Consider the following 26,014-nt stretch of genomic DNA (forward strand, 5'->3'; position numbering starts at 1 on the left):
AAATATTTGTTGTTATATTGTCCTATACAATGTAAGGGCGTATTGCATACGCCCGATACAAAATATATTTTGATCCTACAGGGATATTTCCAATCCTTTATCATAAAAATACAATGTTTGGGCGTATGCAATACGCCCCTACGGGGAAACACTTCATTTCATCAGGGATGTTGCTCATCCCTTTAGGGAAGTGTCCTATCCCTTCAGGGAAATGCTTTGTGCCATCAGGGATATTGTTCATCCCTTTAGGGAAACGTCTTGTACCATCAGGGATATTGTTCATCCCTTTAGGGAAATGCTTTGTACTATCAGGGATATTGCTCATCCCTTTAGGGAAATACTCCATCCCTGATGAAAAATACATTATTTCTGTTGTAAAAACATAATTTTATGATGAAATATATCTTTTTTCTACACGTAAAATACAATATAAAGGTAAAAAATGTTTCGCTTCTACAATAAAAATGCAATGTACGGGCGTATGCGATACGCCTCTACAGGGATAATGTAATGTAAAGGCGAAAAACGTTTCGTTTCTACAATAAAAACGCAATGTACGGACGTACGCGATACGCCCCTACAGGGATAACATAATATAAAGGCGAAAAACGTTTCGCCTTTATTGTATATCGTCTTATTATTTCTTCTTTTTGGAGAAAAATAAATTGGGTGTCGAGCCTCTCGACTATCCGACGCTTCCTTCCAAGGAGATTTCCAATAATTTCTGAGCTTCTACGGCAAATTCCATTGGGAGTTTGTTTAAAACCTCTTTGCTGAAACCGTTTACAATCAGGGCGATGGCTTTTTCCGTGTCGATACCGCGTTGGTTGCAGTAGAAAATTTGGTCTTCCCCGATTTTGGAAGTTGTGGCTTCGTGTTCTATTTGAGCGGTCTTGTTTTTCGCCTCGATGTACGGGAAGGTATGAGCCCCGCACTCGTTCCCCATCAAAAGGGAATCACACTGCGAGAAGTTTCGTGCATTCTCGGCATTCGGGCTAACTTTCACCAATCCTCGGTAAGAATTCTGCGATTGTCCGGCAGAAATTCCTTTTGAAATAATAGTTGAACGCGTATTTTTCCCTAAGTGAATCATTTTCGTTCCTGTGTCCGCCTGTTGGAAGTGATTTGTTACGGCGATGGAGTAAAATTCCCCAATCGAATTATCACCTTTGAGCACACACGATGGATATTTCCAAGTTACTGCGGAACCTGTCTCGACCTGCGTCCAAGATATTTTGGCGTTCTTTTCACATAGCCCGCGTTTGGTTACAAAATTGAAAACCCCTCCTTTACCATCTTTATCCCCCGGGAACCAATTCTGAACGGTTGAGTATTTTATCTCGGCATTGTCTAAAGCTATCAGCTCCACTACGGCAGCGTGCAATTGGTTTTCGTCACGTTGCGGAGCGGTACATCCTTCAAGATAAGACACGTAGCTACCTTCATCGGCAATTACTAAAGTACGCTCGAACTGTCCGGTACCTGCCTGATTGATTCGGAAATACGTAGAAAGCTCCATCGGACAACGAACGCCCTTGGGTACATAACAGAAAGACCCATCGGAAAATACCGCCGAGTTCAGGGCAGCATAGAAATTGTCGGTTTTAGGTACGACAGACCCGATGTATTTTTGCACCAACTCGGGGTGTTCTTGAATGGCTTCGGAGATAGAACAGAAGATGATTCCTTTTTCTGCCAAGGTCTTTTTGAAAGTTGTCGCCACGGAAACGGAATCCATCACGATGTCCATCGCAACAGGGGCAACGCCTGTTAAACGTTTCTGCTCCTCGATGGAAATACCTAATTTGTTAAAAGTTTCAAGAAGTTTTGGGTCTACTTCATCTAAACTTTCATACTGAGGTTTCTGCTTGGGTGCGGAATAATATGAAATATCTTGGAAATCAGGTTTTTCATATTTTACATTTGCCCATTCGGGTTCCTCCATTTGTTTCCAAATGCGGAAAGCATCGAGCCGCCAATTGGTCATCCATTCGGGTTCGTTTTTCTTTTTGGAAATCGCAATTACAATTTCCTCATTAAGTCCCTTCGGAAAAGTTTCGGCTTCGATATCTGTATAAAAACCATAGGCGTATTCCTTGGTTTGTAATTCGTCGCGTAAATCGTCTTCTGTGTATTTTGCCATAGTTTTAGTTTTTAAGTTTAAGGTTCTATGTTTGAAGTTCAAAACTCTATTGCCAAAGTTTAGTATTTGAATTGTGAACTGAACCCTAAAATTATTTGTACTTTATGCCTTTTAAATTGCTGTTAATTAAATAATTGATGAAAGTATTTATTTTCTTGCTTAAAATTTCAGTCTGATTTTTTAGTTTGATAAATTCTTCTTCGGAAATGAATCCTCTATCCAAAATTCGATACAATTGCGACCTTGTCTCTCCACAAGAAGCCTTCGCTATTGATAAAAATTGTATAAATTCCTTGTTTCCATTACGTTCAAAGCCTTCTGCGATATTATCCATTATTGATCCTGATGCACCATCAATTTGGTTGCTTAAGCGGAAATTGTTTTTAAGTTCCGTATTTTCAATGATTTGATAAATACTTTTGCTTAGTGTTCTTGCTAATTGCCAAATCTCTAAATCTTCAAATCTTTTGATTGTAGCCATAATGCATTTTAGGGTTGGACACGTAAATTTTCGGACAAAACTTTGAACATCAAACTTTGAACCTTGAATTATTTATAACGAAAAACTTTCTCCACAGCCGCAGGTTCTGTTGGCGTTAGGGTTGTTGAAAACGAATCCTTTGCCGTTGAGTCCGCCTGAATATTCGAGGGTTGTGCCCACTAAGTAGAGGAAACTTTTTTTGTTTACGGCGATTCGTATTCCGTTGTCTTCAAAGATTTTGTCGTCGGCATCGGTGGTTTTATCGAATTTGAGTTCGTAGGAAAGTCCGCTACAACCACCACTTTTTACACCTACTCGAACAAAATCGGTAGTGGGGTCAAAATCCTCCTCTTCCATTAAGGAAATCAGTTTTTTCTTAGCTTTTTCGGATACTTGAATCATTATTGTTTTGTGTTTTTGATTGTGTTCTGAAAAAAAAGTAAATATGATATATGTCAGTTTTTTTGTGGCAAAAATAGTACATATAATTCAAATACCAAACCATATATAATCGAATTATGTGTATGTTGATATAAGATTTTTTTATTATTGTGATTCTGTAGATGATTGAAAAGTAATCAGAAGTTATTTTGAAACGGAATCCAACAAATTACGGACGGCATCACTATTCCATTTGGCGATTCTGTTGCTTTTTGCTTTGACAAAACCTTGTTTGTCAATGATATATCCGGAGGGGATTTCTTCAGGGTTGAAAGGCATTTTTTCTCCTATGATTAAGTAAGTTACTTTAAAGTCATATCCTCTTCTGTTCATCAACTCTTCAACGGGTTCGGGTAACTCATTGGTAATTATATAGAAATCAACTTTCTCTTTATAGTCATTGTAGAGCTTTTGTATGCCAGATAAGTCGGCAATGCTGGTAACTCTCCACGAAGACCAGAAATAAACAAAGGAAGGTTTCTTTCCTTCTGACTGAGAAAAGTTAAATTCTTTATTATCTCGGTCTTTGAGTTTCCAATCAAAGTCAATTTTATACTGTTCACCGGCAGGGAGAATTTCAACAGAGCTTGCAAATATCCTTTGTAGGATTATCTTACTCTCATATCCCAAAGGAGTTACGAAAAAAGAGAGAATCAATAAAATAAGTGCGAGATTCAAAACAGTTTTTAGTTTCATTTATGCTTAATTAAGGGGATTATTTATCAATATTATTTTTTAAAGTACAATTACTATGGTAAAGAATTTCGTAATTATTGTGTGAAAATAAACATCAGAAAATAAAAGCTCAAAAGGTATGTTCTTTTGAGCCTTTATTTTGTTTGTTATTGCCTTTTATAACTCTAATGCAGCCTTTGCATTGCCATTCATCAAAATTTCAACGGGATTTTCAAGCGCTTCTTTCACGGCGACTAAGAAACCTACGGATTCACGTCCGTCAATGATGCGGTGGTCATACGAAAGTGCGACATACATTACCGGAGCTATCACAATTTGTCCGTTTTTAACCACAGCTCTTTCTACAACATTGTGCATTCCTAAAATACCTGATTGTGGAGGATTGATAATAGGAGTGGAAAGCATCGAACCGAAGACACCTCCGTTGGTAATGGTGAAAGTTCCTCCCGTCATTTCGTCCACGGTAATCTGACCATCGCGAGCACGTACCGCCAAACGCTTAACTTCTGCTTCAACTCCGCGGAAAGATAAGTTTTCGGCGTTGCGAATTACCGGAACCATCAACCCTTTCGGACCTGAAACGGCAATCGAGATGTCATAAAAGTTATATGTTACCTTTTCTTGTCCGTCAATCATCGAATTTACGTCAGGATACATCTTTAAAGCCCTAACTACTGCCAAAGTAAAGAAAGACATAAAGCCTAAATTCACATTATGTTTCTCTTTAAAGACATCTTTGTACTGATTGCGAAGCTCATAAATCGAAGTCATATCTACCTCGTTGAAGGTTGTGAGCATTGCCGTTTCATTTTTGGCAGATACCAACCGCTCTGCGACTTTACGACGCAACATTGACATTTTCGTACGCGTTTCACTGCGGCTTCCTCCCGTTGGTGTGCCCATCGATGGCTTCGATGCCTTTAAAGCATCTTCTTTGGTAATACGTCCGTCCTTGCCTGTGCCTTTTACTGCCGATGCAGGGATTTCTCTTTCTTCCAATATTTTGCGAGCTGCCGGACTTGGAGTGTTAGTCGCATATGTTGTCTTTTCAACCGACGTAGGTTTCGGTTCTTCTTTCTTAACTTCTTCTTTTTTTGGCTCTTCTTTATTTGTTGTTGCTCCGCCTGTCGGTTTGCTTGCCGATGTGTCAATCAAACAAACTACTTGTCCTACTTTTACTGCATCACCTTCCTCAGCCTGTAAGGTAATTACGCCACTGGCTTCGGCAGGAAGTTCAAGTGTTGCCTTATCTGAATCTACTTCGGCGATGGCTTGGTCTTTTTCTACGTAATCTCCTGTTTTTACCAACCAACGAGCGATTTCTACTTCCGTTATCGACTCTCCCGGTGAGGGAACTTTCATTTCTAACATAATAGTATTAGTTTTAAGTATGAATTTTTATATATTACAATTCGTTATTATCTATCTTGATGTCTCAATACCGAACTCTCTCCATCTTGGTTGCGGCATAGCCAACTTTACTACGGCATTGGCTTCTCGCATTTGCTCTTGAATTGCGTTAAGTTTCTGAACAAATTCTTCTGTTTTGGCTTTGAGTTCGGCTTTTAAGCGTTCTTGTTCGTTATTAAGGGCGATTGCCTCTTCACATTGCCTTTCAAGTAGCGTAGTAAATTCGGAATCAATTCCTCTTTTCTGTACCTCTTGGGCATTGTTTTTCAATCCTGCTACCATTACCTGAGCTTTTGCTACAAGTTCGGCATAACTTACCTTGGGTCTGCTTGATTTTGCCATTTTACTTCTTTTTTAGTTACGAGTTAATTTATAATTATCGAAAGAATACGATTTTGTATTCTTAGTTTTCTGTATTTATTTCTTATTTCGGGGTGTAGTATCTTCACTTTCGGTGTCTTTTACCTTTTGTCAGAACTTTATTTTCTTACTTTTAGAAATAAATTTCTATACTCTGTCTTCTTAAAAACTATATTCGATGTTTGTTTTTTGATGAAAAATATATGATTTTCTATCGGAAGCGACCTATTTCCGATATGAAGTAATCCATTTTCTGTTAGAAGCAGCTGATTTCTGATGGGAAGCATCTTGTTTTCTATAAGAAGCAATCAGTTTCTGATATGTAGCGATGAATTCCTGATGTGAAGCAACTAATGCCCGAGATGAAAAATAATAAAAAGAACGTATTTTTTGTTATCTTGATATTTTGAAAACTACTTCCCTCATTTTTTCTTGTATTGTCGGAGTAAAGTCGTTCCAATCTTCTATTTTGAATGTTTGCACTTTTTTGACGGATAATAAAAACCAATCTTTTTTAGAAAGTGCTTCTATTGCGTTGTCGGTTTCCTGTTTTGAAGCAGTCTTTGAAAAATATACGCCCTTCTGCTCCTGATAAAAGTCATAATTTTTCAGTAATTCCTTTATGTCGTCATAGGCTTTGGGGTATGATTCTCCATAATTTTGTTTCAATACGGAAACGTCAATATCAAAAAGGATTGCATACATTTTTATTAGCTTTGTTGTTTTCTAAATAAACTTTCTTTCTTTATGAAAATTCTATTTTGTTGAATGTCTATTCCTTTAATTGGTTGCTTGTCAGGCTGAGCGGAGTCGAAGCCTTTTTTGTTTCTTCCCTTCGACTTCGCTCAGGGTGACAGGTGTCTTGCTCAGGGTGACAGGTGTCTCGCTTAGGGTGACAAAAACTTCATTTAGGCTGACAAATATCTTATTAAAGGTAACACAGCAACAAAATTACGTATATTATTTCATTGTAAGTTCATTATATAACGGAAACTTTGCCAAAGCTACGAAAACTTTGTTGTTTATTTTCTTTTATTTGGTAAAAAATAGCTCATAATCCAAACTATATCCTTTTGCGTAGTTATCTTGTCTCAACCAGTTGGCATTTGATGTCATTTTTAGCAGAGAATAACTACCTTTACTTGTAACGAATTTTACTTTTATGGTTTTTTGAGTTCTATTTTTGTCTATAATTTCAAAACCAATTAAATAATTTTTATTTTCTTCCAATAGTATAGGACTTGATGAAAAGTTGAAAATTACTTCTTTGGTTGTATTTTCCAAGGGAAATTGTTTGGTTAAAACAAGAACTTCTTCCATATTTTCAAATAAGATTAACGGACAGATAAAAATCACATCAGATACCAAATCAGAAACATCAAATGTGAATTTAATGCCAACCAAGTACCCTTCTTTTCTTTGGCGATGATTGCTTACAACCGAAATGTCCTTACTGGAAAGTTTTGTGAAATACTTTTTTCCTTTGAGTTCTCTTTTTGCGTCATATTTAGGAGGTTGATGCCCCATAATGACAACTTCATCTAATAGTTCTACTTTTTCCTGTGCATTTAAAAAACTTATACCGAGAAAAATAAATAATAAAAGTTTTTTCATTCTCCTATATTTTTATATGACGCCGGATAAGTCGGGCATTAAAAAAAATCTTTAAAACCAATACAAGAATTATGAAATTATATCCTCTTAATCGGTTACTTGTCAGGCTGAGCGGAGTCGAAGCTTTTTTTGTTTTTCCCCTTCGACTTCGCTCAGGGTGACAGTTGTCTCGTTCAGGGTAACAAGTATCCCGCCCAGGGTGACAGGTGTCTTGCTCAGGGTGACAGTTGTCTCGCTCAGGGTGACAGGTATCTCGTTCAGGGTAACAAGTATCCCGCTCAGGGTGATAGTTGTCTCGCTTAGGGTGACAAAAACTTCATTTAGGCTGACAAATGTCTTATTTAAGATAACACAGCAACAAAATTACGTATATTATTTCATTTTAAGTTTATTATATAACGGAAACTTTGCCAAAGCTACGAAAACTTTGGCAAAGTACACCATATATTATATATTCTTTTTTGCATTGGCGTTGCGGTCAAAAACCATTGCGACAGCCTCTGCGTGACGTTTTCTATCACGTGTGTAACTTCCGGAAGCCGGTGCCGAATACACCGTATTTGATGCCAAACGCCAGTTTACAAAGTCGAAGAACATCAACATATATCCGTAAGCTCCCATATTTTTAGGCTCTTCTTGTGCCCAAACAAAATCGTCTGCGTTATTGTATTTGCTTATAACGGCTTTGATTTGCTCAACAGGAAGCGGGAATAACTGTTCAATGCGAACAAAGGCGACATCATCGCGTCCTAATTTCTCACGTTCGGCATAAAGGTCGTAATAAAAGCGTCCTGAACAGAAAACCAACGTTTTCACTTTTGAAGCATCGGCGATTGGGTCGTCAATTACTTCTTGGAAATGCCCATTTGCCAAATCATCAACGGTAGATACCACTTGCGGGTGGCGAAGTAGGCTCTTCGGTGTGAAAACTACGAGTGGTTTGCGGAAATTGGTTTTCATCTGTCTTCTTAATAGATGGAAGAAGTTCGCCGGAGTAGTACAATTTGCTACATACATATTTTTGTCCGAGCATAATTGCAAATACCGTTCGATACGTGCCGAAGAGTGTTCCGAACCTTGTCCTTCATATCCGTGAGGAAGCAAAATTACTACGCCGTCTTGGGTTTTCCATTTGTCTTCTCCGCAAGAAACGTACTGGTCAAGCATAATTTGAGCCCCGTTTGAGAAATCTCCGAACTGAGCCTCCCAAATAGTTAGCGTATTGGGGCTTGCCATTGCGTAACCATACTCATAGCCTAACACGGCATACTCTGAAAGTAGCGAATTATAGACGTAAAAGTTTCCTTTTGAGAATTTTTCGTGCTGTTTTAGGGCTTTAAGTGGCGTTATTTCCTCTTCCGTATCTTCGGTTTTTACCACCGCGTGCCGATGTGAGAAAGTTCCTCGCTGAACGTCCTGCCCTGTTAGCCGAACGTTGAAACCTTCGGAGAGTAGGGTAGCAAAGGCTAAATGCTCGGCGGTACCCCAGTCGATACTATCTTTATCGAAGAAACCTTCTTTGCGGTCGGCGATGATTTTTTTGATTTTGCTGATGAATTTCTTGTCGGAAGGTAGCTCGGTTATGATTTTAGCAATTTCGGTAAGGGCTTCTTTGTTGAAAGAAGTGTCCACTTTTTCCAACATTTTGGCACGTGATGCGATTTCAAAGTCTTTCCATACTTCTTGCATAAATGGTTTGATGATGGTTAGCTTTTCTTTTCGCGAAGTTTCCAAATCTTTGTCCAAAAGTGCTTTATAATCATTTTCGAGTTGGGTAACGAATTCCTGCTGAATGACTCCTTCTGCGATTAGTTTCTGAGCGTAAATATTTCTCGGATTATCGTGTTTCCCGATAGTTTTATAAAGTACCGGTTGTGTAAAACGAGGTTCGTCGCCTTCGTTATGTCCGTACTTACGATAGCCTAAAAGGTCGATAAATATGTCTCTTCCAAACTCTTGTCGGAAATCCAATGCCAAAAGGAAAGCGTGAATTACCGCTTCTGCATCATCTGAATTTACGTGTAGCACAGGCGATGAATTTACTTTGGCAATGTCTGTACAATAAATAGATGAACGTGAATCGGTATGGTTAGTGGTGAACCCAACTTGGTTATTTACTACGATATGAAGGGTGCCGCCTGTCTTAAATCCGTTAAGCTGACACATTTGCGTAATTTCATATACGACACCTTGCCCCGAAACTGCCGCATCTCCGTGAATGGCAATGGGTAAAGCCTTTTTGATGTCGTTAGGATAGTATTTGTCTTGCTTGGCACGGGTAATTCCTTCGATAACAGCCCCAACGGTTTCCAGATGTGACGGATTGGGTGCCAAATTCAGGTTTATTTTTTTGCCTGCTTGGGTAACTCTCTCGGAAGAAATTCCTAAGTGATATTTAACATCGCCATCGAAATTGTCTTCCATTTCATAATCTTTTCCGTCAAATTCAGAAAAAATGTCTTGTGGATTTTTATTGAAGATATTAGCCAAAACGTTTAGCCGACCTCGGTGAGCCATTCCCAAAACTATGTGTTCCACTCCCTTTTCAGCGGCTTTTTCTACTACAAAATCCAAACCGGCTACCAGAGCATCATTTCCTTCGAGCGAAAAACGCTTCTGACCTACGTACTTTGTGTGCAGAAAATTCTCAAATGAAGTGGCTTGGTTCAGTTTTTTCAGAATTTGGATTTTTTCTTCTTTTGAGAATTGCGGTTTGTTGGCATTTTTGTACAATTTATTCTCAATCCATTGCCGAACTTCCGCCTCTCTAACGTACGTATATTCAATACCTACGGAATTGCAGTAAATGCTTTTCAATGTGCTGATAATGTTTTGCAGAGAAGTAGGCTGTAACCCGATTTCTTTGGCGGAATCAAACACAGTTTCCAAATCAGAGTCGGAAAGTCCGTAATTTTCTACGTTTAAATTCGGCAGATATGCTTCACGCTCACGAATTGGATTGATTCTTGTAAACAAATGACCATAAGTGCGGTAGGCGTTAATCAAGTTCAATACTTTGAACTCTTTTTGTAGTTTCTCCGAAGCCACATTACCGCCCGAATCAACCTTTTGAGCCATTACCTGAACCGTGTCGTGGTACGATTGTCCGTAATTTTCTTGTGCAAAATCAAATCCTTGGAAGAAAGCTCTCCAACTTGCTTCAACCGAGTCGGGGTTTTCTAAATATTTTTCATATAAATCTCCAAAAAATGCCGTGCTGGCAGCGTTCAAAAAAGAATATTTATCCATAGTAAAAACGTTATTCGTGATAAGTGAATACAAAGATATAATTAAGTTTTGTATTTTCTATTTTTTTGAAATTTTTTTAGAAGGATATTTACACGAATTTGTGAAAAATGGATATGTATTATTTGTTAGTTTGTTGATAATTAATAAACTAATTTCTTTTTTGATATGGAAATAAATTTCATTTAGTTGCTTTTTCTTTCGTTTTTAATTTCTGTTACTTTCAGAAGCAAAAACCATTTTGAGGTTTTATATTGAATTTTCTGGCAAGTCAAAACACAAAAAAAATTTGTTTATTTGATTTTTAAATCATACCTTGCCACCTTTCAAATTTTACCTAACGGAATAATGCAAAACAAAGTAAAGTACGAGTTGGAATTTGCGATTCACGCATCTCCTCAAATGTTATATCAATACATATCATCTCCATCGGGCTTATCGGAGTGGTATGCTGATAATGTGAACACAAGAGGGGAAATTTATACTTTTATTTGGAGTGATGCTGAAGAAAAAGCAAAATTGCTCCGAAAAAAATTAGATGAATCAATAAAATTCAGGTGGTTGAATAGCGGAAATGACACTTACTTTGAAATGAAAATCGTCGTTGATGAAATTACCGATGATGTGTCATTAGTAATCATAGATTTTGCAACTCCTGAAGATTTGGAAGAATCTAAAATGCTGTGGGAGAATCAAGTATCGGAATTAAAGCACGTGTTAGGTTCAGTTTAAAATTTAGATAAAAGTAAATGAAAATAAATTATAAAGGGACACTTTTAGCCTCTGATGAGGCTTTTTTACCTATTGAAAGTAGGGCATTTAAGTACGGAGATGCTGTTTTTGATACCTTAAAATATACCAATCAAAAACTTCTTTTTTGGGAAGAACACTATCTTCGTTTGATGGCGGGAATGCGTATTCTTCGTATGGAGATTCCGATGTCATTTACATTGGAATTTTTGGAAGAAGAAATTCTTAAAACTATAAAAATTAATGATTTGGAAAATTCCTCTGTTCGGGTGCGGATAACAGTTTCACGAAAAATGGGAGGTTTGTACACACCTGAAACCAATGAGGTAGATTATCTTATTGAAACACAAAAACTTGATTCTTACTTTTTTGAAATAAATGAGAACCCTTACGAAGTAGAACTTTTTAAAGATTTTTATATACAACCTGATTTGCTGGCGAATGTGAAACATACCAATCGTTTGATAAATATTGTGGGAAGTGTTTTTGCTAAAGAAAACGATTATCAGAATTGTATCCTCCTGAATTCCAATAAAAATGTTGTCGGGGCTTTGAATGGAAATTTGTTTATAGTAGAAGGAAATACACTAAAAACTCCTTTGCTTACCGATGGTTGCTTAAATGGAATTACACGTAAGATATTATTAAATATACTCAAAAAAACTTCTGATTTTGAGATAATTGAAACTTCTATTTCTCCGTTTGAACTTCAAAAAGCCGATGAATTATTTATAACTAATAGTATTGTTGGTATTCAACCAATTACAAAATATCGCAAAAAAGAATATACAAACACAGTGGCTAAAAATTTGGTCGGAAAACTCAATACGGTTGCCCGTTTTGGAAAGGTTTAAAGGTAATTTATATTCGTTCTAAATTTAGAAAGTGAGAGAACAATTTTAAAAATAAATATCTTTGCCCCCTGAAAAATCAGTTTTTAAAAAATGAGAACCAAATCGATAAAGAAAAATGTTATCAATGTTGTGACTTTGGGATGCTCCAAAAACGTGTACGATAGCGAGGTTTTGATGGGACAATTAAAGGCAGGAGGAAAGAAAGTTGTTCACGAAAAGGAAGGTAACATTGTGGTTATCAATACGTGCGGTTTTATCAATAACGCCAAAGAGGAAAGCATAAATACCATTTTGGATTATGTACAACGAAAGGAAGAAGGGCTTGTTGATAAAGTATATGTAATGGGCTGTTTGAGTGAACGTTATAAGCCAGATTTGGAAAAAGAAATTCCTGATGTTGACCAATATTTTGGAACAACCGAACTTCCGGCACTATTGAAAGTTCTTGGGGCAGATTATAAGCACGAGCTTATAGGTGAGCGACTTACTACAACTCCCAAAAATTATGCTTATCTGAAAATTGCTGAAGGTTGTGACCGTCCGTGTAGTTTTTGTGCCATTCCGTTGATGCGTGGAAGCCACCGAAGTACACCCATTGAAGATTTGGTTACCGAAGCCCAAAAACTTGCTGCTAAAGGCGTTAAAGAGTTGATTCTGATTGCTCAAGACTTAACATACTACGGATTAGACCTTTACAAAGAACGAAAATTAGCCGATTTGTTGCGTGCTTTAGTAAAAGTTGAAGGCATAGAATGGATTCGATTGCATTACGCTTTCCCGACAGGTTTCCCGATGGATGTGATTGAGGTAATGAAAGAAGAACCTAAAATCTGTAACTATTTGGATATTCCGTTGCAACATATTTCGGATTCTATTTTGAAGAGTATGCGACGTGGGACAAATAAGGAAAAGACAACCAAATTGCTGAAAGACTTTCGGGAAAAACTACCTGAAATGGCAATTCGTACCACTCTGATTGTAGGCTATCCCGGTGAAACAGAGGAGGATTTCAATACATTGAAAGAATTTGTGAAGGAAATGCGTTTTGACCGATTGGGTTGCTTTACGTACAGCCACGAGGAAAATACGCACGCTTACAATATGGTTGATGATGTTCCGGAAGAAGTGAAATTGCAGCGAGCCAATGAAATTATGGAAATCCAGTCTCAAATTTCGTGGGAATTGAATCAGGAAAAAATTGGAAAAATATTTCGATGTTTAATCGACCGAAAAGAAGGAAATTACTTTGTAGGTCGTACCGAATATGATTCTCCGGATGTTGATAATGAGGTGCTTATCGATGCCAAAAAGTACTATGTTAAAACTGGAGAATTTCTGACTGTGAAAATCACAGATGCAGCAGATTATGATTTGTATGCCGAACCAATCAATAGCTAATTTATATCTAAATTGATTGTTGATTTTAAGTTAGTTACATACAAAAGTAAAAGTTTTTCCATCCTGTTTGGAATAATTACATAATAAAATTGTACTTTTGTAAAATTCAGATTAAAAATAAGAAAAATGGAATTACAGGGACGTATAAAATTAATATCCAATACTCAAACCTTCGGGACGAATGGTTTTCAAAAGCGTGAAGTGGTAATTACCACCGAAGAGCAATATCCTCAACACGTTATTTTTGAATTTACGCAAGAAAAATGTGCTTTGTTGGATGCTTTTCGTGTAGGGCAGTTGGTAAAAATAAGCTTCAATGTACGTGGTAGAGAGTGGATTAATCCTCAAGGAGAAGCTAAATATTTCAATTCATTGCAAGGTTGGCGTATTGAAAATATGGAAATGGCACAACAAGCCTACCAACAGCAACAATATCAACAACCTTATCCAAATCAGCAGTATCAGCAACCGTATCAAACACAGCAGGCTTATGGTGGAAATCCGCCTTATTCAAATCAGGGAACTCCACCACCAATCCCACCACAACAAGGAGGTTTTGAAACCACACAAACTGCTAATACAGAGGATTTTGACGATTTACCTTTCTAAAAGTTGATTTTTTTAGAAGAAAATATGCCTTTTCCTTCTCCCGAAACTGCTTCAGGAGAAGGAATTGTTGCTTATGGTTACGATTTAACATCAAAACGGTTGCTTGAGGCTTACCAAAAAGGAATTTTTCCTTGGTATAATGAGGAAGAACCCGTTTTATGGTGGTCACCCAATCCCAGATTTGTACTTTTTCCTGAAAAATTACATATTTCAAAGAATATTAGGAAGTTACTTCGGAAAAAAAGCTATGAAGTAACGTATAATGAATGTTTTGAGGAAGTAATTGCAAATTGTGCATCTATTCAGCGTAAAGACCAAGAAGGTACGTGGATTCATCCTGAAATCATTTCGGCTTATTGCGAATTACACCGAATGGGATATGCTTTTTCGGTAGAAGTTTGGGAAGAAAATGAGCTCGTTGGCGGGCTTTATGGAATCAAAATGGGGAATATTTTCTGCGGAGAGAGTATGTTTAGCAAGAAAAATAATGCTTCACAGTACGGTTTTATTACTTTTTTGCAGCATCATCCCGAAATAAAATTAGTGGATTGCCAAGTTTACAGTGAATATTTAGAAAAACTTGGTGCAGAGGAAATTCCACGAGCTGATTTTTTGAAAATTCTTAAAAAGAATATAGAGCCTGTCTAATTTTTATCAAATTTTGAATGGTTTTTCTTTTCTTTGACTGATTTAATAAATTTGATTTATGGCAGAAAGTATCAGTTTCTTCAATTAGTTTTTCTGTCTTCGGAGTTATTTTTACATAGTATTTTTCTTCAAATTATATAGAATTTTAATTTAGCATCTTAGGAAATTAGTGTTTTATAAGATGTTATCTGTTTGTTAATTTATCGAGTTAAGTTATTCTTTGCATTATAAAAAGAAAATTATCGAAAGTGATAATCAAGTATTTTTTTTCGAAAAGAAAAAATGTTAACAGAAATTACGCAAAATTTTTTGTTATGATAAAAAGATTCGTAATTTTGTGACATTAATTTCAAAACAGTTAAAGTATGTCAAAACAATTATTTTGGTTATTTGTTTGCTTCTTTTCAACTTTTTCGTTGGTAGCACAAATAAAAGTAACTGGAAAAGTTACTGATGAAAACAATAGTCCGTTGCCCGGTGCCAGCATCGTGGTAAAAGGGACTACGCAAGGAGTGAGTTCCGATTTTGACGGGAATTATGAAATTCAAGCCAAACAGGACGACATCCTTGAAGTCTCGTTCGTTGGATTCCAAACTCAAACCAAAAAAGTAGTGGGGGGGGGTAAATCCTTAATTATCAATTTCTTGCTAAAAGAGGATGCTCAGCAACTTGATGATGTAGTAGTAGTTGGATACGGAACGCAGAAAAAAGCTAATCTTACAGGGACGGTTAATACAGTTAAAGCCGAAGCCATTGAAGGAAAAGCCACAACTTCACTTGCCAACGCACTACAAGGCGTTGCACCTGGAGTAACCATCATCTCCCGACCTGGTGATATTGGGGGCGATATGGGAAATATCAATGTGCGTGGACGCGGAAATTTGGGAACAGCATCACCTCTTTATGTAGTTGATGGCGTGCCTGTAAGTGAAGGCGATTTTCAAAGAATTTACGCAGGAGATATTGAAAGTATTAGCATACTGAAAGATGCTGCTGCTTCAGCTATCTATGGATCGAGAGCTGCTTATGGAGTCTTCTTGGTAACCACCAAGAAAGGTAAAGAAGGAAAAGCCAGCATTTCGTATAACGGATATTATGGGTTTCAAACACCAACAGTTCTTCCTAAAAAATTAAATGCATACGATTACGCAACTCTTCTTAATGAAGCCAATATCAATGCAGGTAAAAATGCTATTTATAATCAAAATGCAATAGATAGAATCATAGCACAAGACTCTCCTGATTTATATCCTGATAACGACTGGTATTCATTAGTTTTTAGAAAACATATTCCTATTCAAGAACACAATTTCAGCATTTCTGGAGGAGGAAAAACACGTTACTTTGTCAGCGGAACATTCTATGAGCAAGAATCTGTAGTGAAAGGACGTCTATTGGACAGATATAATTTCAGAGCCAATACCGAGCGTGATTTTACAGATAAATTCACATTAGGGACAAATATTTCGTATGTTCGTGATGACTACAAAAGAGACGGTAATTTTTCAATTACTGATTTAGACCGAATGACTCCGCTGACTGTAGCCCGCCATACTGATGGCAGTTGGGGAACTGTAACAGGAGGTAGCCAAAGTACCGTTTTAGCAGAAAATAACCCGCTTCGCAAAATAGCTGAATATGGACGACACGATTACATCACTACTCGTTTCAACGGTTCGCTTAACGGAGTTTGGAAGCCTTTGAATGGATTGAGCGTTACGGGACAACTCTCATACAGAACTGTTGATAAAAGAGCCACTGACTTCGAAAACAAAGTAGAGCAATTGGTAGGATTTATTTCCAAAAAGGCAATGTCAGGAACTGATGGACAAACCATTAACAAAATGACTAAAACGTGGGAACACACTACCAACTTAATTTCACAAGTGTATGCGAATTATGATTTTGCATTGAAAAACCACGATTTTTCTATAATGGCTGGAACACAATATGAAGATTATAGATATGAGTGGCTTCGTGCTTCACGTAAAGATTTTCCTAATAACAATTTGAATTCCATCAATGCAGGTTCAGGAAAAGCGGAGAATTTAGGTAACGATGGAAGAATTCAGGAACGTGCTTTCTTGTCGTTCTTTGGTCGTTTGAAATACAATTACAATGGTAAATATTTATTTGAAGCCAATGTACGGGCCGATCAATCTTCACAATTCCCTAAAGGAAACCGATTGGGAGTATTTCCTTCATTTTCTGCGGCATATCGTATTTCGCAAGGAAATTTTCTGCAAAATATTGATTGGCTTTCCGATTTAAAATTGCGAGCTTCGTGGGGGCAATTGGGTAACGTAAATAACGTAGGCTATTATGACTATTTTGATGCTTTGGGAGTTGGTTCTGCATACATTACTAATGAAGTAAAAGCTGACGGAGCTTGGCCTTCTATTCAGATAAATAAAAATATGACTTGGGAGACGGTTACAATGACCAATTTGGGAATTGATGCCTCGTTCTTCAAAAATTCATTGAATGTTCAGTTGGATCTTTTTGATAAATTAACCACAGATATTCTTTTGAAAATGCCTCAACCTTATGAATTGGGATTGGTTACAAACGACAATTATGATGAAAGAGCAGCTAAGAATGCAGGTAAAGTTTCTAACAAAGGAATTGAAGCATTGATTTCTTACCGAGGAAGCATCGGCGAGCTTAAATATGGCGTTTCAGGAAATTTCTCAAAAATATGGAATAAAATTATTGATTTGAATGGGCAAGATAATCAGATAAATGGAAATTTCATTCTTAAAGAAGGAGAGTCAATAGGTTCTTTCTACGGTTATCAGGCACAAGGATTGTTCAGAAATAGTGAAGAGGTAGCAAATCACATCAAACAAAATACCAATACTGCTGCTGGCGATATTAAGTATGTTGATGTTAATGGCGACGGAAAATTCGATGCAAACGATCGTACCATTTTAGGAAATGATGTTCCTTACTTTACTTACGGATTAGGCTTTGATGTTTCTTATAAGGGATTTGACCTTTCTGTGCAAGGACAAGGCGTGAGAGATGTAATGATTTATTTATCAGGAGAGGCGTCTGAAGCATTTTTCAACGGAGCAGGAGCTAAAGAATATCATTTAGGTCGTTGGACACCACAAAATCCTGACCCCAATGCGAATTATCCTCGGTTGTTAATCACATCTGCTAACCGACACAATTCCATAGGCTCTTCTTTCTGGTTGTATGATGCCGATTATTTCCGAATCAAAAGCATTATTTTAGGATATACAATGCCAGAGGATGTAAGCCAGTTTATGGGGTGTCAAAAAGTACGATTCTATGTGTCTGGAACAAACTTGTTTACGTTCAGGGCCGACAAAAGGATGAAAGACTTTGACCCTGAAGCCCCCTCTGCACGGGGAACGTATCCTAATATGAAAAATATTACTTTTGGAGTAAATCTATCATTTTAAAAAAGAAGCATTATGAAAATAAAACATATAATACCATTATTTACAATCTTGTTTATCACAGGGTGTAATTTGGACAGAGAACCTCAAGATAAAATCTTTTCAGATAGTTTTTGGAAAAGTGAGAACGATGCAACACGTGCGTTATTAGGTTGTTACGCATATATACCTGGGAGTGTAGGTGATGCTTATTTGGACGCCTATGCGGACAATACTTTTTGTCAATATCCTTGGGAAAGTAAGGCTACTGTAGGTTCAGCAGGTGATATTACTGATAATGATGATTTCGGATACGGATTTGGCGGATTAAGACGTTTTAATTATTTTTTGGACAATGTTGATAAAGTTCCAATGTCTGAAGAATTAAAAAAACAATACAAGTCAGAAGTAAGAACTCTTAGGGCTTGGTATTATTTCAATATGGCTTCCAAGTTTGGAGCAGTACCACTGATTAAAAACTACATCACTGAAACTGAGGAAGGGCAAATAGCACCAACAGCCGAAAACGAAGTAATTAATTTCGTAATAAATGAACTTGCAGAAAGTATTACTGATTTACCAACCACACCTTCTGTAAAAAGCCGCTTAGGAAAGGCTGCTGCATACACAATTAAAGCTCGAGTACACTTGTTTTATGGTCAGTATCCGCAAGTGGTGGAAGCAACTCAGGCCATTATGGGAATGAATTATGAGCTTTTTAAACTGAAAGCAGAGTTAAGTAGTGAAAAAGACGATTATGCCTCCTTTGTTGATTTTGTAGATGACGCACATAAACAAAAATTCTATAACGGACTTCGTAGTTATGAAAAATTATTCTGGGAAGAGAATAAAAACAATAATGAAGTTATTTTAAATCAGGAATTTATTGAAGATAATTTCAATTGGATATCCAGACGTTTACTTTCAAGTAACATAGGTGGGGGGTGGAGTTCAATCACTCCTACTGTAGAATTAGTTGATGCTTATTGGAAAGCTGATGGTACTCCTTTCACACCTCCAACAGCTAATGAAAGAAAAGCCAACTATAATGACGGGAAATACAAAACCGAGTATTTAAATGAGTTTAAAAATCGTGATACGCGTTTATATGCCTCTATTTTATTTCCAGGTGCGATTTGGAATGCCGTAATGGGGGATGAAAGATTCGTATGGCAAAACAATGGAAAGGCAAGTAATACTTCAAAAACAGGCTATAATTATCGAAAACTTACCGATCCGGAAGGAACAATCACACGTAAATTAAACGATTACCCCGTTATTCGTTATGCTGAAATTTTGCTAATGTATGCCGAAGCTCAAAACGAGGTTGCCGGAGCTGATGCTTCTGTATATGATGCCCTTAATAAAATAAGAACTCGCGTAGGTATGCCTGATGTAACAGCAGGGCTTTCAAAAGAGGCAATGCGTGAAGTTATCCGTAATGAACGCCGAATTGAATTAGCCTGTGAAGGACACCGTTGGAATGATATCCGTCGATGGGGAATTTCTTCTCAGGTAATGAAAGATATTTACAGCATTCACGGCGAATTAGCTCAAAAACGTCGTTGGGAGGATAAATTCGTGCGTATGCCTTATCCCATCTCAGCGATCGATAGAAATCCTAAATTAAAAGAGGCTCAGAAAGCAAAAGGATATTAAGAGATAATTGTAAAATTTAAATTAATCAAAAATGAGAAAATATATACATTTCCTACTCGCAGTCTTGGTAACGGGAGTGATTTCTTGCCAGAAGGAGGAAGGGTCGTCCAAATACGAAGAAAGCAATATCGTTGCGTTACAAGGTGTTGAATATCACTACGTATTTGAGCAAACAAGTGATTCTGGAACTCAAAAAGTCGTAAAATACATTAACTTAGTTATAGACAAGTCAGATATAAACAAAGAAACAAAGGCAATAACCATCGAGGTAACTGTACCCGCATCCAACAAATCATTTCCCGAGGAAGAAAGAGCTAAAGTTTCATTAAAGAATTTAGCAGTTGCAGTAGGAGTTTCTACAGCTGCGAAAGTTTATCCCATAGGAGAAGCTCCAAAATTAGGCATTCCTGCCGACTGGTCAAAACCTAGTAAATATCGAGTAGAGGCAGATAATGGCAACTCTTCTGAGTGGACAATCGAGGTAACTTCTTTCAAAAAATAACAGATAATTGTTATTATACATACAAAATAAACTGTAGAAAAGCTGTCTTTCTTAGACAGCTTTTTTGTCTTAATACTTATTAAATGTGTATTTTTATTCAAGTGTTATCTTTATAAAGGTTAAAACAAGTTCAATAAATATTCTTGAATGAATTGATTTTAAACGTCATTTTTACTATTTTTGCAACCAATTTTCAACGAAAAAATTCAATTTCAAAAAAATGCTTGACAGATTAAACATTGTAAAACAACGTTTTGACGAAATTTCGGATTTGATTATCCAACCCGATGTTATTTCCGACCAAAAACGTTACATTCAGCTCAATAAAGAATACAAAGAACTTAAAGAACTTATCGATAAAAGAGAAGAATACATTCTGGTAACCTCCAACATCAGTGAGGCAGAGGAAATTATCGCCAATGAAACCGACCCCGAAATGGTGGAAATGGCAAAAATGCAGCTCGACGAAGCCAAAGAAAAACTTCCGCAGTTGGAAGAGGAAATCCGCTTTATGCTTATCCCAAAAGACCCCGAAGATGCCAAAAATGCAGTGATGGAAATCCGTGCGGGAACGGGAGGCGACGAGGCTTCCATTTTTGCAGGAGATTTATACCGAATGTACACAAAATATTGTCAATCAAAAGGTTGGAATACGTCCGTAATGGACTACAACGAAGGAACTTCGGGCGGATATAAAGAAATTATCTTCGAAGTTACGGGCGATAACGTGTACGGAACGCTCAAATTTGAAGCCGGTGTACATCGTGTGCAACGTGTTCCGCAAACCGAAACACAAGGACGCGTACATACCTCAGCTGCAACGGTTATGGTACTTCCCGAGGCGGAAGAATTTGACGTAGAGCTTGATATGGCAGACGTTAAAATCATCAGAACGACCTCAACAGGACCTGGGGGGCAGTCGGTAAACACAACCTATTCTGCCATTCAGTTACAGCATATTCCCACAGGGATTGAAGTGCGTTGCCAAGACGAAAAATCACAGCATAAAAACTTGGATAAAGCCCTGAAAGTGTTGCGTTCGCGTTTGTATGAAATGGAATTGGCGAAAAAAATGGAAGCAGATTCGGCACGACGAAAAAGTATGGTTTCCAGTGGGGACAGAAGTGCTAAAATCCGCACGTATAACTATCCGCAAGGGCGTGTAACCGACCACCGCATCGGGCTGACGCTCTATGATTTGCAAAACGTAATCAACGGTGATGTACAACGCCTTATCGACGAGTTACAACTTGCTGAAAACACCGAAAAACTCAAAGAAAACGATATGTTTTAATAATGAAAAGACGATGCTCCAACATCGTCTTTCTTTTATATCCGACCATAAAGCAACATAAAAATCCGTAACTTATATTGATATCTAAGAATGAAAAATATACTATTGGATATAGGAACAAACTCGACAGGGTGGGCATTGGTTGATAAAACCAAATCCAAAATTGAAAGTTTGGGAGCTTTTATTAATGGCAAGAATACAGCTAAACCCTTTCTGAAATGGGCAGGCGGAAAAACGCAACTGATTTCGGAAATAGAAAGAAATTTACCTTCAAAACTTGTGCAAGGTAATTTTACCTATATCGAACCTTTTGTAGGGAGCGGAGCGGTTTTGTTTTGGATGCTAAACAATTTTCCGAATTTGAAAAAGGCGGTGATTAATGATATTAACCAAGACCTTATCAATACCTACAAAACAATAGCTTCGAATCCGAACGAGTTGATTTCTATTCTCGAAATTTTGCAAAGTGAATACCACGATTTAGACGGAAACGACGAAAAGAAAAAACAATATTATTACGACAAAAGAGCTTTGTACAATACTCGAAAGGAAGAAAAAACCAGTCAGTCGGCGTTGTTTATCTTCCTGAATCGCACTTGTTTCAATGGCTTATATCGTGTCAATAGGAAAAATGAATTTAATGTACCGATGGGAAGCTACAAAAAGCCCACCATTTGCGATACAGAAAATCTTTTGGCGGTCAGTGAGGCGTTGCAGAAAGTAGAAATTTTGTGTGGCGATTTTGAGCAAACACTCCCTTATGCAGAAGAAAATACATTGTTTTATTTCGATCCACCGTATAAACCGCTTAGCGAAACCTCGAGTTTCAATTCGTATGCAAAAGATGAATTTAATGATGAGGAACAAATTCGATTGCGAGATTTTTGCAGTAAGTTGGATAAACTAAATTACCATTGGATTTTGAGCAACTCCGATGTAAAAGGAAAAAATGCAGAAGATAATTTTTTTGATGACCTTTACGCTGAATTTTCAATACAAAGAGTAAATGCCAAACGAAGTATCAATGCCAATCCTAAAAAAAGAGGTCTATTGACTGAATTGTTAATTACAAATCAAATTACACCCGAATATGCGAACACCCTTTAATGAATTTCTTACTCAACTTGCTGAAACGAATGCTACATTGGATTATTTTGTTGCATTTGAAAAAATCAGTAATAATGTAGGCAAAATAGAAATGAAACTTAATCAATTGAATTATTTGATTGGGAAAGATGACTTAAAAAAGGCTGTTCAAGAACTTTTTGAAGAAAACCCAAAAGCCTTTGAAGTGTTGGATATTTTAATTGCAGTTCGGAATTCTAAATTAGCAAAAACATTTAATAGTAAGGGAGAAATAGTTTTGCTTACCACTTATTTTACTTCTTCAGAATTGATTTTAGAATACATTGAAGAAACAGGATTAGGCGAAATTTTCAGAACCAAAAAAATTACTAATTTAGTAGATTATGTTTTTGGTATCGAGGTAGGCTTAGATACCAATGCTCGAAAAAATAGAGGAGGTTCTAATATGTCAAAAGCTGTTGCTTCAATTTTTGACAAGGCAGGGATTTCGTACAAAGCGGAAGTTAATCATACAATATTTCCAGAAATTATGAGTTTGGGAACCGATGTAAAACGCTTTGATTTTGTAATTGAAACTCCCACAAAAACTTATTTGATCGAAACCAATTTTTATAATACAGGCGGTTCAAAACTCAATGAAGTTGCCCGAGCTTACTCCGATGTTGCTATGAAAATTAATCAATATCCGCAATACGAATTTGTTTGGATTACAGACGGACAAGGTTGGCTTTCTGCAAAAAATAAATTAGAAGAAGCTTATAACCTTATCCCAAGTGTGTATAATTTGACTACGCTTGGTGAGTTTATTAAGAAAGTAAGGAAGAATATTTTAGTTTAATTTTAAAGGTTTGCTATATGTTATATATTTCTAAAATCAGAATAAAAAATTTTAAATGTTTTGGGGAATTAGAGGTAGAGTTTGATCCTAACTTCAATTTAATTATTGGCGGAAATAATAGTGGTAAGTCTACAATATTTGATGCTTTAAGGCTTTGGCAACTTGCATTTCAAAAATTTTTAAAAGATAGAACAAATAATCAACAAAGCTCATTTTACGCTCATCAATATTCAAGTTTTACAATTGATGATATTTCTTTTTTAAGAATCCAAGATTTTAAAAATCTTTATAAAAATTCACGAATTAGAGATTTTGAAATATCATTGACAATTTCAAATGGAGATAATGAAGTTACTTTACCCATTATCTTTACTCGAACAACAAAAGATCAGGTTATAAATTTTCAATTACTTAAATCTCCTAGTTTGAGAAAAGGCATATCTAAAAAATTGTCAGAAATATTAAATCTTCCTTTTGGGTCGGATTTTAAAGAGACTTTTCTTTTTACATACATAAATCCAATTTTTTTACTTCCAAATAATGAACCATTGTTTGCCAAAGGGTATATATTAAATAAACTTAGAGAATCTAAAGCAAATGAAATAATTAGAAATCTTCTTTTTGCAATATCTCCAGAACAAAAAAAGTTAAAAAAAGAAAACAAAAATGATAAACTGATTCATATTGAAGAAGATATTAAAAAGATACTAAACATAGATGATATTTCATTTTCAAAAAGACTTGAAGATGAAGAGAGTTATATAAAAATCTTTTCTAAGAATGAAAATTTAAATACCTTAGTTGAAATTAATCAACTTGGTAGTGGAACTATTAATGTATTAAACATATTATCTGTTTTAGCTTATGGTGATTATGAAAGATTTAAACTTAATGCTTTATTATTAGACGAACCCGATTCTCATTTACACTTTAACCACCAAAGTAGATTATATCATCACTTAAAAAAGGTATCTGAAGATACTAATAAACAAATATTCATCATTACACATAATTCAACTTTGATTTCGCAATTTGATAAAGTTTTATTTCTTGAGAATAATAAGAAAAAGATAAATACAATTCTGTTGGGTGAATATTTAGAAAATCATTTAAAAAAGATAGATGAAAGTCATTACAATGTAATGAAAGATTTGAGTGAAACTAAAAAAGAAAAAGAGAAATTAGAGAATTTATTAAGAGATAGCAATAAACCAGTAATTTTTTGTGAAGGAACTTCTGATGTTTCTATATTACAAAAGGCTTTTAAAAAATTATACAATACAGAATTATTTAACAACGAAATTAAGATCGAAGGTGGCGGAGGAGAAGGTGAAGTTGGTAATAAAGTAAAAAGCAATAAAACAGAAAATATTATTATTGGAATTTTAGATAATGATTTCGCTGGTCAGAAGCAAAGAGATAAAATTATTAAAGACCATAACTTTAATAAAATTGATGATACTTACTGTGTAAATAGTAAAAATCACTTAGTTATTCTTCCTATTCCAGATTTTAGAAAGAGTGCCGCTGTGTATTTTGAAAAGAAAACATTTATTGAATACTTGTTTTCTGATGCAACACTAGAAGAAAAATTGGAAGTAGCATTAACTCAACACAGAGGAGAAACATTCAAACGATTTGATGACACAAAAATTGATTCTATAAAATCTCAAGTAATAAAGAATATAGATAAATTAGATAAATGTGATTTCATTCATTTTAAACCCTTATTTGAAAAAATTGCAGAAATAATAGGATATAAATTGCCTAATGCCTAACCCCTACTACATATCAAACAACAAAGATTTTTATCTTCTGCACGGAGATACAATGGAGCTTTTGCCTCAAATCAATCGTGAGTTTGATATGATATTTGCCGATCCGCCTTATTTTTTGTCCAATGATGGACTTTCTATCCAAAACGGACAAATTGTAAGCGTAAATAAAGGTAAGTGGGACAAATCACAAGGATTTGAATTTATCAATGATTTCAATCGTCAGTGGCTTTCTTTGGTTCGCGAAAAAATGAAAGACGACGCTACGATATGGATTAGCGGAACGATGCACAATATTTTTTCTGTAGGGCAAATTCTCATCGAATTGGGTTTTAAAATCCTCAATATCATTACTTGGGAAAAGACCAACCCGCCACCTAACTTTTCGTGTCGCTATTTTACCCATTCTACCGAGCAAATCATTTGGGCGAGGAAACACGAGAAAGTTCCGCATTACTTCAATTACGAATTGATGAAACAACTCAACGGCAACAAACAAATGAAAGATGTTTGGAAACTTCCTGCCATTGCACCTTGGGAAAAATCGTGTGGTAAACACCCTACACAGAAGCCTCTTTCGGTTTTAACGCGATTGATTTTAGCATCTACTCACCGCAGTGCGTGGATTTTAGACCCCTTTACGGGAAGTTCTACCACGGGCATTGCCGCCAATCTTTTCGGAAGAAATTTTGTAGGCATCGACAAGGAAAAAGATTTTTTAGAACTCAGTAAAAAAAGACGAGTTGAAATAGAAAATATTACAATTAGAAATCAAATTCTTCATAAAATAAAAACATAAACCA

The 26,014-nt window shown here is 36.2% G+C and carries 23 protein-coding genes; 13 read left to right on the plus strand and 10 right to left on the minus strand.

The window, feature by feature from the left end:
- Window positions 1-100 precede the first annotated feature (100 nt).
- The 10 genes from GN105_RS06430 to GN105_RS06475 all read right to left on the minus strand — a co-directional run bounded on the left by GN105_RS06430 (window position 101) and on the right by GN105_RS06475 (window position 10,394).
- A complete protein-coding gene (locus GN105_RS06430; RefSeq protein WP_155284584.1) occupies window positions 101-364 on the minus strand; it encodes a hypothetical protein in 264 nt (87 codons plus the stop codon).
- A gap of 321 nt (window positions 365-685) precedes the next feature.
- A complete protein-coding gene (gene sufB / locus GN105_RS06435) occupies window positions 686-2,143 on the minus strand; it encodes a Fe-S cluster assembly protein SufB (RefSeq protein WP_155284585.1) in 1,458 nt (485 codons plus the stop codon).
- A 91-nt stretch (window positions 2,144-2,234) separates the two neighbouring features.
- A complete protein-coding gene (locus GN105_RS06440; RefSeq protein ID WP_155284586.1) occupies window positions 2,235-2,624 on the minus strand; it encodes a four helix bundle protein in 390 nt (129 codons plus the stop codon).
- Between the two features lie 72 nt (window positions 2,625-2,696).
- Window positions 2,697-3,026 carry a HesB/IscA family protein gene (locus GN105_RS06445; RefSeq protein WP_155284587.1) on the minus strand — a complete coding sequence of 110 codons (330 nt, stop codon included), beginning with the start codon at window positions 3,024-3,026 and terminating at the stop codon, window positions 2,697-2,699.
- Window positions 3,027-3,209: 183 nt separating this feature from the next.
- Window positions 3,210-3,761: a TlpA family protein disulfide reductase gene (locus GN105_RS06450; protein ID WP_155284588.1), complete on the minus strand. Its 552-nt coding sequence runs from the start codon at window positions 3,759-3,761 to the stop codon at window positions 3,210-3,212.
- A 156-nt stretch (window positions 3,762-3,917) separates the two neighbouring features.
- Window positions 3,918-5,132: a 2-oxoglutarate dehydrogenase complex dihydrolipoyllysine-residue succinyltransferase gene (gene odhB, locus GN105_RS06455; protein ID WP_155284589.1), complete on the minus strand. Its 1,215-nt coding sequence runs from the start codon at window positions 5,130-5,132 to the stop codon at window positions 3,918-3,920.
- 51 nt (window positions 5,133-5,183) lie between these two features.
- On the minus strand, window positions 5,184-5,513 hold the full coding sequence (locus GN105_RS06460; protein ID WP_155284590.1) for a hypothetical protein: 330 nt from the start codon (window positions 5,511-5,513) through the stop codon (window positions 5,184-5,186).
- A gap of 411 nt (window positions 5,514-5,924) precedes the next feature.
- Window positions 5,925-6,236, minus strand: a complete 312-nt coding sequence (locus GN105_RS06465) for a virulence protein (protein ID WP_155284591.1) — start codon at window positions 6,234-6,236, stop codon at window positions 5,925-5,927.
- Window positions 6,237-6,563: 327 nt separating this feature from the next.
- Complete coding sequence (locus tag GN105_RS06470; protein ID WP_155284592.1) at window positions 6,564-7,145, minus strand: hypothetical protein; 582 nt, start codon at window positions 7,143-7,145, stop codon at window positions 6,564-6,566.
- Window positions 7,146-7,592: 447 nt separating this feature from the next.
- Entirely contained in the window at window positions 7,593-10,394 is a 2,802-nt protein-coding gene (locus GN105_RS06475) for a 2-oxoglutarate dehydrogenase E1 component (protein WP_155284593.1), read from the minus strand.
- Window positions 10,395-10,739: 345 nt separating this feature from the next.
- Here GN105_RS06475 and GN105_RS06480 point away from each other — a divergent pair, with 345 nt between their 5' ends.
- From GN105_RS06480 to GN105_RS06540, 13 genes are all read left to right on the plus strand, one after another.
- Window positions 10,740-11,123 carry an START-like domain-containing protein gene (locus tag GN105_RS06480; RefSeq protein WP_155284687.1) on the plus strand — a complete coding sequence of 128 codons (384 nt, stop codon included), beginning with the start codon at window positions 10,740-10,742 and terminating at the stop codon, window positions 11,121-11,123.
- Window positions 11,124-11,140: 17 nt separating this feature from the next.
- Window positions 11,141-11,995 (plus strand): aminotransferase class IV, encoded by an 855-nt coding sequence (locus tag GN105_RS06485; protein WP_155284594.1) that lies wholly within the window; start codon window positions 11,141-11,143, stop codon window positions 11,993-11,995.
- Between the two features lie 90 nt (window positions 11,996-12,085).
- The gene (rimO, locus tag GN105_RS06490; RefSeq protein WP_155284595.1) at window positions 12,086-13,393 is read left to right on the plus strand and encodes a 30S ribosomal protein S12 methylthiotransferase RimO; all 1,308 of its coding nucleotides are present in this window, start codon (window positions 12,086-12,088) and stop codon (window positions 13,391-13,393) included.
- 126 nt (window positions 13,394-13,519) lie between these two features.
- Window positions 13,520-14,002, plus strand: coding sequence for a DUF3127 domain-containing protein (locus GN105_RS06495; protein WP_155284596.1), 483 nt, complete (start codon window positions 13,520-13,522; stop codon window positions 14,000-14,002).
- A 3-nt stretch (window positions 14,003-14,005) separates the two neighbouring features.
- Entirely contained in the window at window positions 14,006-14,650 is a 645-nt protein-coding gene (gene aat, locus GN105_RS06500) for a leucyl/phenylalanyl-tRNA--protein transferase (protein ID WP_155284597.1), read from the plus strand.
- Between the two features lie 365 nt (window positions 14,651-15,015).
- A complete protein-coding gene (locus GN105_RS06505; RefSeq protein ID WP_227977411.1) occupies window positions 15,016-18,081 on the plus strand; it encodes a SusC/RagA family TonB-linked outer membrane protein in 3,066 nt (1,021 codons plus the stop codon).
- A gap of 12 nt (window positions 18,082-18,093) precedes the next feature.
- Window positions 18,094-19,716, plus strand: coding sequence for a RagB/SusD family nutrient uptake outer membrane protein (locus GN105_RS06510; RefSeq protein WP_155284598.1), 1,623 nt, complete (start codon window positions 18,094-18,096; stop codon window positions 19,714-19,716).
- A gap of 31 nt (window positions 19,717-19,747) precedes the next feature.
- Window positions 19,748-20,218: a DUF5018-related domain-containing protein gene (locus GN105_RS06515; protein ID WP_155284599.1), complete on the plus strand. Its 471-nt coding sequence runs from the start codon at window positions 19,748-19,750 to the stop codon at window positions 20,216-20,218.
- Window positions 20,219-20,438: 220 nt separating this feature from the next.
- Window positions 20,439-21,512: a peptide chain release factor 1 gene (gene prfA, locus GN105_RS06520; protein ID WP_155284600.1), complete on the plus strand. Its 1,074-nt coding sequence runs from the start codon at window positions 20,439-20,441 to the stop codon at window positions 21,510-21,512.
- Between the two features lie 90 nt (window positions 21,513-21,602).
- Entirely contained in the window at window positions 21,603-22,619 is a 1,017-nt protein-coding gene (locus GN105_RS06525) for a DNA adenine methylase (protein WP_227977410.1), read from the plus strand.
- A complete protein-coding gene (locus GN105_RS06530; RefSeq protein ID WP_155284601.1) occupies window positions 22,603-23,436 on the plus strand; it encodes a type II restriction endonuclease in 834 nt (277 codons plus the stop codon). Before GN105_RS06525 ends, GN105_RS06530 begins: the two co-directional genes overlap by 17 nt.
- 17 nt (window positions 23,437-23,453) lie before the next feature.
- On the plus strand, window positions 23,454-25,214 hold the full coding sequence (locus GN105_RS06535; protein ID WP_155284602.1) for an ATP-dependent nuclease: 1,761 nt from the start codon (window positions 23,454-23,456) through the stop codon (window positions 25,212-25,214).
- Window positions 25,207-26,010: a DNA-methyltransferase gene (locus tag GN105_RS06540; protein WP_155284603.1), complete on the plus strand. Its 804-nt coding sequence runs from the start codon at window positions 25,207-25,209 to the stop codon at window positions 26,008-26,010. The genes GN105_RS06535 and GN105_RS06540 overlap by 8 nt, the downstream gene beginning before the upstream one ends.
- The last annotated feature ends 4 nt before the right edge of the window (window positions 26,011-26,014 follow it).

The sequence above is a fragment of the Capnocytophaga felis genome (genome assembly GCF_009684755.1).
GTDB classification, from domain to species: Bacteria; Bacteroidota; Bacteroidia; order Flavobacteriales; family Flavobacteriaceae; genus Capnocytophaga; species Capnocytophaga felis.

Bases quoted from the DNA above. Each gene is read 5' to 3' on its own strand.
- GN105_RS06430 (WP_155284584.1), bottom strand. From the start codon at position 364: ATGTATTTTTCATCAGGGATGGAGTATTTCCCTAAAGGGATGAGCAAT.
- sufB (WP_155284585.1), bottom strand. From the start codon at position 2,143: ATGGCAAAATACACAGAAGACGATTTACGCGACGAATTACAAACCAAG.
- GN105_RS06440 (WP_155284586.1), bottom strand. From the start codon at position 2,624: ATGGCTACAATCAAAAGATTTGAAGATTTAGAGATTTGGCAATTAGCA.
- GN105_RS06445 (WP_155284587.1), bottom strand. From the start codon at position 3,026: ATGATTCAAGTATCCGAAAAAGCTAAGAAAAAACTGATTTCCTTAATG.
- GN105_RS06450 (WP_155284588.1), bottom strand. From the start codon at position 3,761: ATGAAACTAAAAACTGTTTTGAATCTCGCACTTATTTTATTGATTCTC.
- odhB (WP_155284589.1), bottom strand. From the start codon at position 5,132: ATGTTAGAAATGAAAGTTCCCTCACCGGGAGAGTCGATAACGGAAGTA.
- GN105_RS06460 (WP_155284590.1), bottom strand. From the start codon at position 5,513: ATGGCAAAATCAAGCAGACCCAAGGTAAGTTATGCCGAACTTGTAGCA.
- GN105_RS06465 (WP_155284591.1), bottom strand. From the start codon at position 6,236: ATGTATGCAATCCTTTTTGATATTGACGTTTCCGTATTGAAACAAAAT.
- GN105_RS06470 (WP_155284592.1), bottom strand. From the start codon at position 7,145: ATGAAAAAACTTTTATTATTTATTTTTCTCGGTATAAGTTTTTTAAAT.
- GN105_RS06475 (WP_155284593.1), bottom strand. From the start codon at position 10,394: ATGGATAAATATTCTTTTTTGAACGCTGCCAGCACGGCATTTTTTGGA.
- GN105_RS06480 (WP_155284687.1), top strand. From the start codon at position 10,740: ATGCAAAACAAAGTAAAGTACGAGTTGGAATTTGCGATTCACGCATCT.
- GN105_RS06485 (WP_155284594.1), top strand. From the start codon at position 11,141: ATGAAAATAAATTATAAAGGGACACTTTTAGCCTCTGATGAGGCTTTT.
- rimO (WP_155284595.1), top strand. From the start codon at position 12,086: ATGAGAACCAAATCGATAAAGAAAAATGTTATCAATGTTGTGACTTTG.
- GN105_RS06495 (WP_155284596.1), top strand. From the start codon at position 13,520: ATGGAATTACAGGGACGTATAAAATTAATATCCAATACTCAAACCTTC.
- GN105_RS06505 (WP_227977411.1), top strand. From the start codon at position 15,016: ATGTCAAAACAATTATTTTGGTTATTTGTTTGCTTCTTTTCAACTTTT.
- GN105_RS06510 (WP_155284598.1), top strand. From the start codon at position 18,094: ATGAAAATAAAACATATAATACCATTATTTACAATCTTGTTTATCACA.
- GN105_RS06515 (WP_155284599.1), top strand. From the start codon at position 19,748: ATGAGAAAATATATACATTTCCTACTCGCAGTCTTGGTAACGGGAGTG.
- prfA (WP_155284600.1), top strand. From the start codon at position 20,439: ATGCTTGACAGATTAAACATTGTAAAACAACGTTTTGACGAAATTTCG.
- GN105_RS06525 (WP_227977410.1), top strand. From the start codon at position 21,603: ATGAAAAATATACTATTGGATATAGGAACAAACTCGACAGGGTGGGCA.
- GN105_RS06530 (WP_155284601.1), top strand. From the start codon at position 22,603: ATGCGAACACCCTTTAATGAATTTCTTACTCAACTTGCTGAAACGAAT.
- GN105_RS06535 (WP_155284602.1), top strand. From the start codon at position 23,454: ATGTTATATATTTCTAAAATCAGAATAAAAAATTTTAAATGTTTTGGG.
- GN105_RS06540 (WP_155284603.1), top strand. From the start codon at position 25,207: ATGCCTAACCCCTACTACATATCAAACAACAAAGATTTTTATCTTCTG.